This is a genomic window from Methylomonas sp. HYX-M1 (assembly GCF_040741385.1).
GTDB classification, from domain to species: domain Bacteria; phylum Pseudomonadota; class Gammaproteobacteria; order Methylococcales; family Methylomonadaceae; genus Methylomonas; species Methylomonas rhizoryzae.
Genome location: NZ_CP160405.1, coordinates 3,655,570 through 3,668,986 on the forward strand (window position 1 = coordinate 3,655,570; position 13,417 = coordinate 3,668,986).

The 13,417-nt window shown below is 53.3% G+C and carries 16 protein-coding genes; 1 reads left to right on the top strand and 15 read right to left on the bottom strand.

The genetic code is table 11. From position 1 onward, the window contains the following. Nucleotide 1: 1 nt before the first annotated feature. From bamB to queF, 11 genes are all read right to left on the bottom strand, one after another. Nucleotides 2-1,219, bottom strand: coding sequence for an outer membrane protein assembly factor BamB (gene bamB, locus AB0A83_RS16590; protein WP_150050284.1), 1,218 nt, complete (start codon nt 1,217-1,219; stop codon nt 2-4). Between the two features lie 10 nt (nt 1,220-1,229). After that, a complete protein-coding gene (locus AB0A83_RS16595) occupies nt 1,230-1,883 on the bottom strand; it encodes a tetratricopeptide repeat protein (RefSeq protein ID WP_150050286.1) in 654 nt (217 codons plus the stop codon). Between the two features lie 35 nt (nt 1,884-1,918). Continuing rightward, entirely contained in the window at nt 1,919-3,208 is a 1,290-nt protein-coding gene (gene hisS, locus AB0A83_RS16600) for a histidine--tRNA ligase (protein ID WP_367154765.1), read from the bottom strand. Between the two features lie 17 nt (nt 3,209-3,225). Then, the gene (gene pilW, locus AB0A83_RS16605; RefSeq protein WP_367154766.1) at nt 3,226-3,993 is read right to left on the bottom strand and encodes a type IV pilus biogenesis/stability protein PilW; all 768 of its coding nucleotides are present in this window, start codon (nt 3,991-3,993) and stop codon (nt 3,226-3,228) included. Further along, nucleotides 3,983-5,089, bottom strand: a complete 1,107-nt coding sequence (rlmN, locus tag AB0A83_RS16610) for a 23S rRNA (adenine(2503)-C(2))-methyltransferase RlmN (protein WP_367154767.1) — start codon at nt 5,087-5,089, stop codon at nt 3,983-3,985. The genes pilW and rlmN overlap by 11 nt, the downstream gene beginning before the upstream one ends. Beyond that, complete coding sequence (ndk, locus tag AB0A83_RS16615) at nt 5,073-5,504, bottom strand: nucleoside-diphosphate kinase (protein ID WP_150050295.1); 432 nt, start codon at nt 5,502-5,504, stop codon at nt 5,073-5,075. The genes rlmN and ndk overlap by 17 nt, the downstream gene beginning before the upstream one ends. Nucleotides 5,505-5,550: 46 nt before the next feature. Next, nucleotides 5,551-7,398: a protein translocase subunit SecD gene (gene secD / locus AB0A83_RS16620; protein ID WP_367154768.1), complete on the bottom strand. Its 1,848-nt coding sequence runs from the start codon at nt 7,396-7,398 to the stop codon at nt 5,551-5,553. 75 nt (nt 7,399-7,473) lie between these two features. Continuing rightward, nucleotides 7,474-7,815: a preprotein translocase subunit YajC gene (gene yajC / locus AB0A83_RS16625; RefSeq protein WP_150050299.1), complete on the bottom strand. Its 342-nt coding sequence runs from the start codon at nt 7,813-7,815 to the stop codon at nt 7,474-7,476. 116 nt (nt 7,816-7,931) lie between these two features. Continuing rightward, nucleotides 7,932-8,792 (bottom strand): archaetidylserine decarboxylase, encoded by an 861-nt coding sequence (asd, locus tag AB0A83_RS16630; RefSeq protein WP_367154769.1) that lies wholly within the window; start codon nt 8,790-8,792, stop codon nt 7,932-7,934. Continuing rightward, nucleotides 8,789-9,073 (bottom strand): EscU/YscU/HrcU family type III secretion system export apparatus switch protein, encoded by a 285-nt coding sequence (locus AB0A83_RS16635; RefSeq protein ID WP_150050303.1) that lies wholly within the window; start codon nt 9,071-9,073, stop codon nt 8,789-8,791. The genes asd and AB0A83_RS16635 overlap by 4 nt, the downstream gene beginning before the upstream one ends. A gap of 12 nt (nt 9,074-9,085) precedes the next feature. Next, nucleotides 9,086-9,475 (bottom strand): preQ(1) synthase, encoded by a 390-nt coding sequence (gene queF / locus AB0A83_RS16640; RefSeq protein WP_150050305.1) that lies wholly within the window; start codon nt 9,473-9,475, stop codon nt 9,086-9,088. Between the two features lie 183 nt (nt 9,476-9,658). On the opposite strand from queF, the gene AB0A83_RS16645 reads away from it, so the two are divergent. Continuing rightward, the gene (locus AB0A83_RS16645; protein WP_150050307.1) at nt 9,659-9,976 is read left to right on the top strand and encodes a hypothetical protein; all 318 of its coding nucleotides are present in this window, start codon (nt 9,659-9,661) and stop codon (nt 9,974-9,976) included. A gap of 101 nt (nt 9,977-10,077) precedes the next feature. Here the strand turns inward: AB0A83_RS16645 and AB0A83_RS16650 are convergent, their stop codons facing one another. The 4 genes from AB0A83_RS16650 to AB0A83_RS16665 all read right to left on the bottom strand — a co-directional run bounded on the left by AB0A83_RS16650 (nt 10,078) and on the right by AB0A83_RS16665 (nt 13,416). Further along, nucleotides 10,078-11,568 (bottom strand): cobyric acid synthase, encoded by a 1,491-nt coding sequence (locus AB0A83_RS16650; RefSeq protein ID WP_197737385.1) that lies wholly within the window; start codon nt 11,566-11,568, stop codon nt 10,078-10,080. Next, complete coding sequence (bluB, locus tag AB0A83_RS16655) at nt 11,543-12,199, bottom strand: 5,6-dimethylbenzimidazole synthase (protein WP_150050309.1); 657 nt, start codon at nt 12,197-12,199, stop codon at nt 11,543-11,545. Before bluB ends, AB0A83_RS16650 begins: the two co-directional genes overlap by 26 nt. Beyond that, on the bottom strand, nt 12,193-12,918 hold the full coding sequence (locus AB0A83_RS16660) for an adenosylcobinamide-GDP ribazoletransferase (RefSeq protein WP_150050311.1): 726 nt from the start codon (nt 12,916-12,918) through the stop codon (nt 12,193-12,195). The genes bluB and AB0A83_RS16660 overlap by 7 nt, the downstream gene beginning before the upstream one ends. Nucleotides 12,919-13,002: 84 nt before the next feature. Continuing rightward, nucleotides 13,003-13,416, bottom strand: coding sequence for an NINE protein (locus tag AB0A83_RS16665; RefSeq protein WP_150050313.1), 414 nt, complete (start codon nt 13,414-13,416; stop codon nt 13,003-13,005). Between the last annotated feature and the right edge of the window lies 1 nt (nt 13,417).

Here is a 13,417-nt window from a genome sequence, read left to right on the forward strand (position 1 = left end):
ATTATCTGGCTTTTAATGCGGCAAGTGTGCCGTCTTTGGCGTAAATATATACGACGCTGTCTACGATAACCGGCTTGGCCTCGATAGGAGAGCTGCTAACTTGAGTTCGCCCCAACAACCTGCCGTCACTGGTGGATAGCCAATGCACATAGCCTTCGAAGTCCCCCACGACCACATAACTGTCATACACCATTGCAGCAGTGAGCTGACGATTATGCAATTCTTTCTGTTTCCATAACGAGGCGCCGTTACGTTGGTCCAATTGCGAAATTTCGCTTTGTGTATCGCTGATATACAAATAGCGCCAATCGACGCTAATGCCCGTATTGGTTGAAATTTCCGGGTTGCGCCAGATAATATCTCCGTCGACTTCGGAAACGGACGACGTACCACCGTTAAAGCTGGATATGAATACCACCCCGCGACTTTCGACCGGATCCACATCCAAATCGACCAAACGCTCCACTTCCGAGCGGCCGCTCGGAACCGCAACCGTGGCCTCCCACAACTGCTTGCCGTCTTTCAACTGTAGCGCTTGCAATTTGCCGTTGGCCGCACCGGCGATAATATAGTCGTCGATAGCGATAGGCGCTCCGGCTCCGCGTATGCTCAAAGCAGGCACGCTAACTTCAGATACCCACAGTTGCCCGCCGTCCGCTTCTCTCAGGCCTATAATCTTCCCATCGGTGGTACGTACCACCACTATGCCGTCGGCGACAACAGGAACCGCCTGCACCTCGCTAGGCACGTTAACCAGCCATTTCTGTTCGCCGCTACCGATATCATAGGCAACAACGACGCCGGACGAGCACCCCATGATAACGGTCTGCCGCCCCATACCCGGCCCTGCGGCAAACTCCAAACCACTATCCGCGCTCCAAATCAAATCGCCGTCGGCAAGGTTACGGGCCTGCAACAAGCCGTTGCGGGCAGCCGCGTATATTCGATCCCCCAACACCACCGGAGCCAACTTTAAATGCTGCTTCTCGGCACCGTCTCCTATCGAAGTTTTCCACACCGTTTCGATTTGTAACTCCGCAGTGTACTCGGTCAGCTGTGCCGGTGGATCCGCGCTGTCATCGTCGCCGAATATGGAATCCGACAAGCCGGACAACAGCTCGCGTCCCGCATCCAAGCCCGCACACCCCGTCACCAAGAGCAAACATAAGGACGCTAATAGTAGGTAGCGAGCCGGTGCGGCATAAACCTTGATTGTCATAGCTTAAGGTTTAATTGCCGGTTGGCGGGGTAAACGAAGGCGCGGCAATATCGTCCAATTTAAATTGCGTCAACGCCGTGGTTTTGCCGGTACGTATAGCCTCTTGGTAAGCCGTTCGCGCCTCATCCAGACGATCCAAAGCCACGTACAAATCGCCTTCCAATTCGCTATAGGCAGCCGAGAAACCTTCCGATTTAGCGGGATCGACCAGCGCTATCAGTTTCAGGCCTTCTTCGTACCGGGCGGTAGCCAACATCAATTGAATCAAACGTAAACGCGCGACGTGGCGCACTTCCGGACTATCGGACTGTTGGATTTCTTGTTGCAAAATCGCTTTCGCCGCGTCCAAATCACCCTGTAACACTTTAACTTTGGCTTTTGCCAACCCGGCAAAATCCGCATAGATGAGCGACCCGTAACCCGCGCTGAGTTGATCCGCAAGTTTTTCTGATTGCCCCCAATCGTTTTTCTCGCCACTCGCCAAAAGCTGTTGATAAAGCTGGGATGCTTGTTTTCTCTGTTCCTGCTGATGGCTTTGCCACAAATTCCAGCCGCTCACCAATACGATTGCGGTCACTACACCTGCAATCAGCGAAGTATTGTTGGTCTCCCACCACTTTTTTAACTGTTCCAGTTGTTCTTCTTCGGTATCGTAAATCGCCACAGTCGTTCTCGTTTGAATAGGTAAAGTGCTAAATATTACCGGCTCTCGGCCCAATGTTTCAGCGTTTCCAGCAAGGCGTCGTGGTTTAAATTAACCTGTGCCTGTTCCACGCGCAGATTTTTCAACGCGACTTCGCCGCTAAGTGCCTCGTCTTCGCCGATGATGATTGCCAGTTCGGCACCGGATTTATCGGCTTTCTTGAACTGACTTTTAAAGCTGCCGCCGCCGCAATTGACTTGTAGCTTTACGCCTTCAAGTTCGTCGCGAATCCGCTCGCCAAGTAATAAGCCGATTTTTTCCGCCGCTTCGCCGACTCGAATCATATACACATCCACCGACTGCGGAACGCTCAATTCAGGCAACTGTTCGATTAGCGCCAGAATACGCTCCATACCCATCGCGAATCCTATCGCATGGTTAGCCCTGCCGCCCAACTGCTCGATCAAGCCGTCATAGCGTCCACCGGCACAAATCGTACCTTGCGCACCCAAATCGTCCGTAACCCATTCGAATACGGTTTTACCGTAATAGTCCAAGCCACGGACCAAGCGAGTATTGAGCTCGTAGTCGATGCCCAAAGCGTCCAACATCGCTTTCAAGTCATCGAAATGCCGCAGGCTTTCTTCGCCCAAATGCTTCAACAACACCGGCGCGGATTGCAACATCGATTGCATATCCGGATTTTTGCTATCCAGGATGCGCAAAGGATTTGTATGCAAACGACGCTTGCTATCGTCGTCCAGCAATTCGATATGTTGTTTGAAATAGTCGACCAAACGCTGGCGATATACCGCCCGCTCCTCGCACGTTCCCAAGGAATTTAATTGCAACACGACTTTTTCGCGAATGCCTAATTTCCGCCACAACCTATCGGTCAACTGAATCATTTCCGCGTCGACGTCGGGACCGGCCATGCCGTAAGTTTCCACGCCCAATTGATAAAACTGCCGGTAGCGACCTTTCTGCGGACGCTCGTGCCGAAACATGGCTCCGTAATACCACAGCCTATGCGCTTGGTTATGCAACAAACCGTGTTCCAGACATGCCCGCAAACAACCGGCTGTACCTTCAGGACGTAGCGTCAACGAATCGCCGTTTCTATCGTCGAAGGTATACATCTCTTTTTCGACAATATCGGTGACTTCACCTATCGACCGTTTGAAAAGCTCGGTTTTTTCCAGAATCGGCAAGCGTATTTCTTGATATCCGTATGCGGAAAGTACTTGCCGGGCGTGCTGTTCCAGCCAATGCCACCTGGGAGATTGTTCAGGCAAAATGTCGTGCATGCCGCGTATCGCCTGAATGACCTGTTGTTGTTTTGCCATGGGTGTTTGTAACGGGATTATTTATTAATATCGCTCGCTGCCGCCTGCGCCTGTTTCGATGTCGGAAACAAGGTCAGCAGTTGTTCCTTGTAATGTTCTGCCGCCGATTGGTTGCCTAGCGCGCGTTCTATTTGAAACGCAAACCACAAGGTTTCCGCACTATGTTTAGCGACGGATTGATAACGCTCCAAAAATGCCCGAGCAGACATATATTGGCCGTTGTTGTAGCTCAGCTTCATCATTTCTTGCAACGCCGGAGAATATTCCGGGTTAGCCTGCAATGCGCGTCTAAGATAGCTTTCACCCTGCACCACATCGTTTTGCCCTAAATAGCAAATCCCGACATTGCTCAGCGCCAACCATGTACGCTGGTTCATAGGCGAATCCAACGCAACTTCCAATAACGCCATGCCTTCCGCCACCTGACCGCGCTCGCATAGCAACCTTCCGTAATTGTTTTTTATACTGTAGTTGTCCGGGTCCTCGCGAACGGCTGCTTGATAAAACTCTTCGGCGCGTTCGTAATTTTTCACCCGTTCGTAAAATATCGCGAGCGCATTCAGAATTTCCGGGTTATGTGAATCCAGACGGTAAGCGGCTTCCAATTTTTGTTCCGCAGTCTCCAGCATCCCCATTTCCATGTAACGCACCCCCATCTGCACATTCAAAGCGGCTTTTTCCGCAGAACTTAAATGCTCACTGTCACTAGGCAATAGCCCGCAGGCAGACAAGGCTCCGGCAACACAAATCGCAACCCAACGGGCCGCGAAAAGCTTATAAAACATGCGATTCAGCTTTGGCTACCGGCAATTTCAAATGCCGGCGGCTTTTATCTTGCACCTGCCCCACCAATTGGCCACAGGCCGCATCGATGTCCTCTCCTCTGGTTTTACGTACCGTCGTAACGATACCCGCGTTATGCAACAGGTCGCGGAATGCCAGAATGTCGTTCATAGACGAACAGCGGTATTGTGATTGGGGAAACGGATTGAAAGGAATCAAGTTAACTTTGGACGGTACGGTTTTCAATAGCTTTATCAAGGCTTTGGCATGTTGCAGGCTATCGTTAACGCCGTGCAGCATCACGTACTCGAACGTGATATGTTTGCGGGGGCCGTTTTGCGCGTAAGCGCGACAGGCGTCCATCAATTCGCCGAGCGGATACTTTTGATTGATAGGCACCAGTTGATCGCGCAATTCGTCGAAAGGCGCATGCAAAGACACGGCCATGCTGACGTCACAAACCTCGTTGAGGCGATTCATGGCTGGCACCACCCCTGAAGTGCTCACGGTAACGCGCCGCTTGGACAAGCCGTAGGCGAAATCGTCCATCATCAGATTCATCGCCGCGACCACGTTATCGAAATTCAATAAGGGCTCGCCCATGCCCATCATGACTACGTTGGTGATGCGCCGCTCCGACCCCAAACGCTGCTGCGCCAAGAACAATTGACCTATGATCTCCGCAGTGCTCAAGTTGCGGTTAAACCCTTGTTGCGCCGTAGAGCAAAAACTGCACGCCAACGCGCAGCCGACTTGCGACGACACGCACAAGGTTGCGCGGCGTTCTTCCGGAATAAACACCGTTTCGACCCGATTGCCGCAATGCGTTTGCATCGCCCATTTGCACGTACCGTCCGTCGCCAGCTGCTCGACGACGATTTGCGGCGTGCGTATTACGCAATGCTCTTGCAGGTAAACGCGCAAAGATTTACTCAGGTTGGTCATTTGTTCAAAATCGACCACGCCTTCCTGGTAAATCCATTTCATCACCTGAGTGGCCCGAAACGGCTTCTCGCCCAAACCGGCAAAAAAGGCCTGCAGGCCTTTTCTGTCCAGATCGAGCAAGTTGATAGGCACCGTGTTAGCGGATGCGCTCACAAAGTTCATCGGCTGAGAAGAAATAGGCGATTTCTTGCGCGGCGGTGTCTTGGCCGTCGGAACCGTGAACCGCGTTTTCGTCGATGCTGACCGCGAAATCCGCTCTAATGGTGCCCGGCGCGGCTTCTTTCGGATTGGTCGCCCCCATCAGTTCGCGATTTTTCGCCACTGCGTTTTCGCCTTCCAACACTTGGGCGACGATAGGGCCGGAGATCATGAATTTGACCAAATCGTTAAAGAAAGGCCGCTCTTTGTGCACTGCATAAAAACCTTCCGCTTGCTCTTGGCTCAATTGCAGCATTTTGCACGCCACGATGCGCAGACCGTTTTTTTCGAAGCGGCTGATAATTTCCCCAATCACGTTTTTCGCTACCGCGTCCGGCTTGATGATTGAGAAAGTACGTTCGATAGCCATTGTCTAAAGCTCCAAATTTAATAAAAGAAAAAAAGGGGGTAAACAGTTAGATGGATAAGGTGTCCACGCGGCGATTACCGCCGTATATCCAGTTCACCAGCATACGGGTGCCGGTGATAGCGGTAAACATCGAGGTCAAAATACCCAAAGACAACACCACGGCGAAACCTTTGACCGGCCCGGTACCTAGACCGAACAATAGCAAAGCGACCAGCAAGGTCGTAATGTTGGAGTCCAAAATAGTCGCGAACGCCTTTTCGTATCCGACGTAAATACTGGCTTGCGGGCTGTTGCCGTTTCTCAATTCCTCGCGGATGCGCTCGTTGATCAACACGTTGGCGTCCACAGCCATACCGACGGTCAATACGATGCCGGCCATGCCGGGCAGGGTTAAGGTCGCTTGTAATAGCGACAAAATGGCAATCAGCAACACCAAGTTGAATACCAGTGCAAAGTTGGCAATCAAACCGAACGTGCGGTAATACACAAACATGAACACGACCACCAACAGAAAACCGATGTTGATCGATAACATGCCCTGATCGATGTTTTCCTGACCCAAGCTAGGTCCGACGGTCCGCTCCTCGACGATCTCGACCGGCGCGGCCAATGCCCCGGCTCTCAGCAATAACGCCAAGTTGCGGGCTTCTTGGGCGCTCTCCAAACCGGTGGTCTGGAAACGCTTGCTGAAGGAATCGCGAATGGTCGCGACACTGATGACTTTTTCGACCTTTTCCTTGTGCTGAACTTTTTGTCCATCGACCACTCGGGTCTCGGATTTGTATTCGATAAATACCACCGCCATCGGCTTACCGATGTTTTCGGAGGTCAGCTTGCCCATTTTTTTGGCGCCGACGCCGTCCAACGTGATGAACACCGCCGGGTTACCATCTTGATCCAGGCCGGATGCCGCATCGGTAATTTGATCGCCGGTCACTATCACAGCGCGCTTCAATAAGACCGGTCCGCCGTTCTTGTCGTAATACAAACGACTACCTACCGGCACCCGGCCGTCGATAGCCGCTTTCAAGTCGTGTTCGACGTCGACCAATCGATATTCCAAGGTTGCGGTGGTACCCAACAATTCTTTGGCCCGCGCGGTATCCTGAACGCCGGGCAACTGCACGACGATACGGCTGTCGCCTTGTTGTTGAATGATAGGCTCCGCCACCCCAAGCTCGTTGACGCGATTGCGCAGGGTCGTGATGTTTTGTTCCAATGCCGATTTCCTGATGGCGCGAATTTCCTGCTCGGGCATGGTCAAACTGAATTCCATAGGCCCTGTTTCGGCCAAATCCAAATTACGAAAATCCTTGTTCAATACGGCCGCCGCCGCAACCCGGCTTTCTTCGTCCGGCAAAACCACTTTCAGGGTATCGCCTTCCTTGCTGACCGATTGGTAACGGACTTTAGCCTCGCGCAATGCACTACGAATGTCGTTGTTATAACGCTCGTCGGCTTGCTTGATCGCGGTATCCATATCCACTTCCAGCAGAAAATGCACCCCACCGCGCAAATCCAACCCCAGATACATAGGCTCGGCGCCCAAAGCACCTAGCCACGCCGGGGTAGCGGGAGCCAAATTCAGAGCTACCGTGGCTTTGCCGGTCATCTTACCGCGCAGCAAATCGGCGGCTTTCAACTGCTGATCGGTGTCCGGAAAACGCACCAAGATTTTGCCGTCCTTAAAGTCCAAGGATTTGGTTTGCAATCCGGCCTCGGCCAATGCCGCACGTACCGCGTCGGCTTGGCCCTGCTGTAACGGCGTCGCGGTATTGGATGCCAGTTGCACCGCCGGATCGTTGCCGAAAACATTAGGCAGCGCGTAAAGCGTGCCGAACACCAAAACGGCTAACACCAGGATATTTTTCCAAAGCGGGAAATGATTTTGCATGATACGTCCATAACGGCAGCGCAAGCGGCGCTGCGGGTAAAGTTCAGGTTGGCGCCGCCGAGCGCGACGTCCTGTTTACGATTTCTTGTTTAAAGACTTATAAGTTCCTTTAGGCATCATGTTGGCGATAGCATGGCGCTGTACTTGAATGAAACTGTTTTCCGACACTTCCAGCTTGACGAAATTGTCGTCGACGTCCGCGACCTTACCCAAAATTCCGCCGGTAGTGACTACTTCGGCGCCTTTGCTTAAGGCCGCCAACATTTGTTTTTGTTCTTTGTTGCGTTTGGATTGCGGACGGATAAACAGGAAATAAAAGAAAACCAGAACACCCAACGGAAACAGCATGCCTTCGAAACCGGGTTGTTGTACGACTGGTGCGGTTTGGGCCACGGCGTCTGAGATAAAAAAGCTCATCGTTTTCCTCGTCTAATTATTATCGTTTCAACGTATAGATAATGGCGTTCGCCAAGTAGTCCGCCATTATGCCACATTCGCGGCCATTAGCGCATATCAGGTTGATTTTGGAGTATTTATCCATTCGTCCGCCCTATATTCTCACCCAACCTAAGAGGCCGGCCGGCTGTTAAATCCGCGTTCCATGTCGTTTTATCCGCTCCGAACAGCACGATGACAGTGGAGCCCATATTGAAGCGACCCATTTCAGCGCCTTTTTCCAAACGCGGAGCGTCGGTTGCATATTGCCAAACTCTAGGCTTGGCGCTGCTTGGCGGAGTCACTACGCCGTGCCAAACCGTTTCGACGCTGGAAACGAAAATCGCCCCTACTAAGATCAGAGCCATGGGCCCCACCTCCGTATCGAAAACACAAACGACACGCTCGTTACGGGCAAACAAATTCGGCACCGAGGAAACCGTAGCATGGTTGACGCTGAATAGCCGCCCGGGCACATGCACCATTTCCGTTAAGGTTCCGGCCAAAGGCATATGCAAGCGATGATAGTCTCTGGGGGACAGGTAAATGGTCGCAAAACTCCCGTCGACGAAAGCTTCGGCCCGGCGAGCGTCACCGCCCAATAATTCCAGTGCCGTATAGCTGTGGCCCTTGGCCTGAAAGATGCGACCGTCCTGAATACGCCCGGCTTGGCTGACCACGCCGTCGGCCGGACAGGCGATGCTTTCGGCTGCACGACAGATCGGCCGCGCCCCGTCTTTCAACTCGCGGGTAAAAAACGCGTTGAAACTGGCGTAATGCTTCGGATCCGGATATTTGGCCTCGGCCATGTCGACATTGTATAAACGGATTACCGTGTTGATTAACCAATCCTTCCACGCCGGATGTTCGCAATGGGTCAATTTCGACATCAATAGGGATAGGGCGTGATGAGGCAGTAAATATTGCGGATAGACGGCCGCGAGAGTTTTAAGATTCATGAATTCCGTTCGGGGGTCTTGCCACTTAGAAAATAAGCGAATGCAATTACTTCAGCTACAGCGATATACAGCTCTTGAGGAATCTCGTCGCCGAGCGGAACGTGCGCCAAAATCCGCGCCAGCTCGGGCTCGTTTTGCAACGGAATGCCGTGCCGGTCGGCAATCGCCAGAATTTGTTGCGCAGTAAAACCTTCGCCTTTGGCCGTGACTTTCGGCGCGTTTTTGCCGTCGTATTGCAACGCAACGGCAATGTCGCTGTTAAAAAAGGTTCTACCGCTCATATTCGCCGAATACTACGGCAGTTGAACCAAAATCGGCGACTGCCAAGCCGGGTTGCGATGTTCGGCGATGACCGTCGTGTAAATGCCGCCTCTAACGTTGAATTCGGCACGCAAACGCATGAAGTTCGGCGCAATCGCGGCGACGATATGGTCCAGGATTTCATTGGTCACCGCCTCGTGAAACGCTCCGCGCTCTCGAAAGGTCCACATGTACAGCTTGAGCGATTTAAGTTCTACACAGAGTTTGTCGGGCACGTATTCCAAGATCAATTTTGCGAAATCGGGTTGTCCCGTCATAGGACACAAACAGGTAAATTCCGGAATATCGATACGAATGGTGAAGTCGCGCGCCGGTCTGGGATTTTCGAATGTACCCAGCTCTGAACTTGGTTTTGTACTCATGTGTTGTGGCTATTTGATGACAGTTTAAGCAAGAAACGGCAGCCGCCGTCATTATGAGTAGATTTTATCAGGTATGAACCGCATAAGTTGGAGCGAATGTTTGCTGTTCTTTGCCGTAATTGCGCTACAATCAGGCTCGCTCGAATCGCTAGCAACGTCATTCCACCGAATGGGAGGCTAATCATGGATATCAACACCAACTATTCCAAAACCAACCCGGTTTCCGCGCAATTAGCCACAGCCAATAAGACCCCGCAGCCGGTTAAAGCGGAACCACCCAAAAATCACACCAGCACCGATAGCGTGAGTCTATCCGATCAATCGTTAAAGCTGGCCAAAGCGGCAAATGGCCAAGAAAACAGTGCCGCCGACCAAATCGAAGACCGTAATCAAGCGAAAAACCTGACCGACAAAGTGGCTGACGAAATCCGTAGTCAACCCGGTCAAGCCCGGAACGCCGTCGGCAATCTAAATAGCAACAGCGTGGGGCTGTTGAATTGAGGTAAATGATCCGTCCCCGTTTCGGGGACGGGCATTGGCCGGCAACAGCGGCTTGCCGGCCGCCGAATCAGTAACGTGCCGCGCTTGAGGCGGGCACCGCTTCAATCACCTGCATAAAATCTTTGCAAAGCCAGCTCCAACGCGGAAAAATCCGCATGTTGCCGCCAGCAATCCGCTAACGTATCGATTCCCTCCTCGCGCAATTCACCGAAATCCACTGCTTGCCGTTTATGGCATCCGGCCCAGGCCAACAGCGCGTCGCAGGCTTGCGGTAAATCAAACATGCCGTGCAAATAGCTACCGGCGATTTGCCCGTCGTCGGAGATCGCCCCGTCCGGCCGATCACCCAGATCGAACAGCGGCCGCTCCAGTGCCGGGCCACCAGTCGTGCCCATGTGAATTTCGTAACCTGCGACCACCACGCGCTGCCCGGCGAAGGTGCCGGTTACTTGCCGCAGACATTTTTCGGTCTGCAGAGTCGTTTCCATATCCAACCAGCCTAAGCCCTGACTACTGCCCGGTTCGCCTTCCACCCCGGCCGGATCGTGAATTGCCTGACCCAACATTTGAAAACCGCCGCAAATACCCAGCAATTTACCGCCGTAACGTAAATGCCGGGCGATGAAATCGTCCCATCCTTGCTGTTTCAAATGTTGCAAGTCGCTACGCACCGACTTGCTGCCCGGCAGCACCAGCAAATCCGCACCCGCCACTTGCCTAGGCGCGCGGGCGAACTGCACCTGAACGCCCGGATGCAATTGCAAGGGGTCGAAGTCGGTGTGATTGCTGAAACTGGGCAACAGCGGCACGACGATTCGAAACGGCTGTTCAGTTGCATCACCTGGCGCGCGCCGATACGCCAATGCGTCCTCCGCCTCCAAAAATAAATCGTGCAGATAAGGCAGCACCGCCAACACCGGTTTACCGGTTTGCCGGGTAAGCCAATCCAACCCCGGTTGCAGCAAGCCAATATCGCCACGAAAACGGTTGATCACAAACCCTATCACCCGGCGGCGCTCGGTTTCGCTTAACAAGGCCAAGGTGCCGACAATGTGCGCGAACACGCCGCCCCGGTCTATATCGGCGATCAAAATCACCGGACAATCCGCCGCTTCGGCGAAGCCCATATTGGCGATGTCGTGGTCGCGTAAATTGATCTCGGCGGGACTGCCGGCACCTTCGACGATGACGCTTTGGTACTGCGCGGTCAATCGATGCCAGGATTGCAAAACCGCCGCCAACGCCTGTTGCTTGTAATCGTGATATTGTCCGGCGCTTTGATTGCTGTGCACCTTGCCGTGGATGATGACTTGCGCGCCCGTATCGCTATTGGGTTTCAGCAACACCGGGTTCATATCGCTGTGCGGCGCCAAGCCGCAAGCCGCCGCTTGCACGGCTTGCGCTCTGCCGATTTCTCCACCGTCGACAGTTACCGCGCTGTTAAGTGCCATGTTTTGCGGCTTAAATGGCGCGACGGCGACACCCAAGCGCCGATAGTAGCGGCACAACGCGGTAACTAAGGTACTTTTGCCGGCATCCGAGGTCGTGCCTTGCACCATCAAGGCTTTAGGAATCACCGGCCTCCCAAACATTTTCGTACACCATGTCCGACAGGGGTTTCGGACTCGCCCACTGTTCGCATTCCAGCATCGGCTTGGGGTAAAACTCGAGGACGTAACCAAGACATAAAATTGCTATGGGCTTACTGCCTTCCGGCATGGCTAACAATGTTGCCAATGCCGAAGGGTCGAACAGCGACACCCAGCCCATGCCCAGACCTTCCGCGCGCGCCGCCAACCATAAATTCTGTATCGCGCAAGCCGCCGAAGCCACATCCATCTCCGGCAAGGTACGCCGCCCGAACACGTGGGATTCTCGCCCCTGCGGCAATGCGGCCACCAATAACTCGCCGCATTCCAAAATGCCTTCTACTTTTAAGCGCAGAAACTCGTCGCGACGTTGCCGCAACGCCTCAGCGGTAAGCTGGCGTTCGCGTTCGACCAGGGCGTGAATCCGCCTGCGCAATTGCTCATCGGTAATGCGGATGAATCGCCAGGGCTGCATCAAACCGACACTACCGGCCTGATGCGCGGCTTGCAGTATGCGCGCCAACAACTGCGGCTCGATCGGGTCCGACAGGAAATGCCGCATATCACGGCGCTCGGCGATAGCCCGGTACACGCCGGCGATTTCCCTATCGTCGAATCGGTGCTTGTTTACCACAAGGCAACCGCTAACAACGCCGCGGTTTCCACCAGCTCGACCGCCGCACCGTAAACGTCGCCGGTTGCTCCACCCAAGCGTTCCATCGTCGCATAACGTACCCACAACAATATGCCGCCGGCAACCAGCACGTTCGCCCAGCCGAGAAACATGCCGGCAAAAAACAGCGACACCACCACAACCCAACGCGCTTCGTAAGTCGGTAAATGTTCCAACAATTTTTCCGCCAAGCCTTGCGGGCTGCAATAGGGCGTGGACAGCATCAACAATAAAATCGCCGTTCTGCCCAACACCGGCACCAGCATCAGTACGATTAAATTGTGCTGCAACATCAATACCCAAATTGCACACCATTTCAGCAACAGCACCATCACCAACACGACCACGGCAATCGCGCCGACGGCCGAATCTTTCATGATGCGCAGACTGCGTTCCTTATCCCCCAAACCGCCTACCCAAGCGTCGGCACAATCGGCCAAACCGTCCAAATGCAAACCGCCGGTCAACAACACCCAAACCATCAACACCAATGCAGCGGCAGCCGGCTCGGCACCGACAGCGGTCGAAGCCAGCGCGACGACGTTCAGCAACACGCCGATCAACAAGCCCACCAAAGGGTAATACAGCGCGCTACGGCCTAATGCCGGCCCCGAGGCCGACACGCGATAGCGGACCGGAATACGGGTTAAAAATTGAATGGCTAGCAGGAAATAATCCATAACCGGGGAAAGAAAATAAAGACTTTAGAAAAACGAGAACTGTAATCGCACATTATCGAAATCGTAGTGTATGCCTGATTCGGTTTATTTCAACTGCCGGCCTTTAGCATCCTTGCGAATGTGGCCGGTAAAAATCAACACGCCCTCGATAAAACCCCAAACAAAACCGAAACCGCCGAACATCACCGTCACGGCAATCTGCGTGACACCCAAGCCCCAAAAGCCCAAATAAAAACGATGTAAGCCGAAGCCGCCGCCGATGATACCTAACAAAGCGGCAATCAAATGATTTTTAACCGGTTTCACCTGGGTTAAATAAGCCCCTACCGGGCCGATTTCCGTAACCTCGCCGTTTTCATGGTCGAAATCCACATCGTCGCCGACCCGCGGCGCTTCTTGCGACGTCCAGTGGTCGATATGAAATTCGTAAAACCTATCTTCGTGTTTAACGACTCCTGTTTGGCAGCGTTCGTCGTAACTTTCTATATGCCCAAGCATT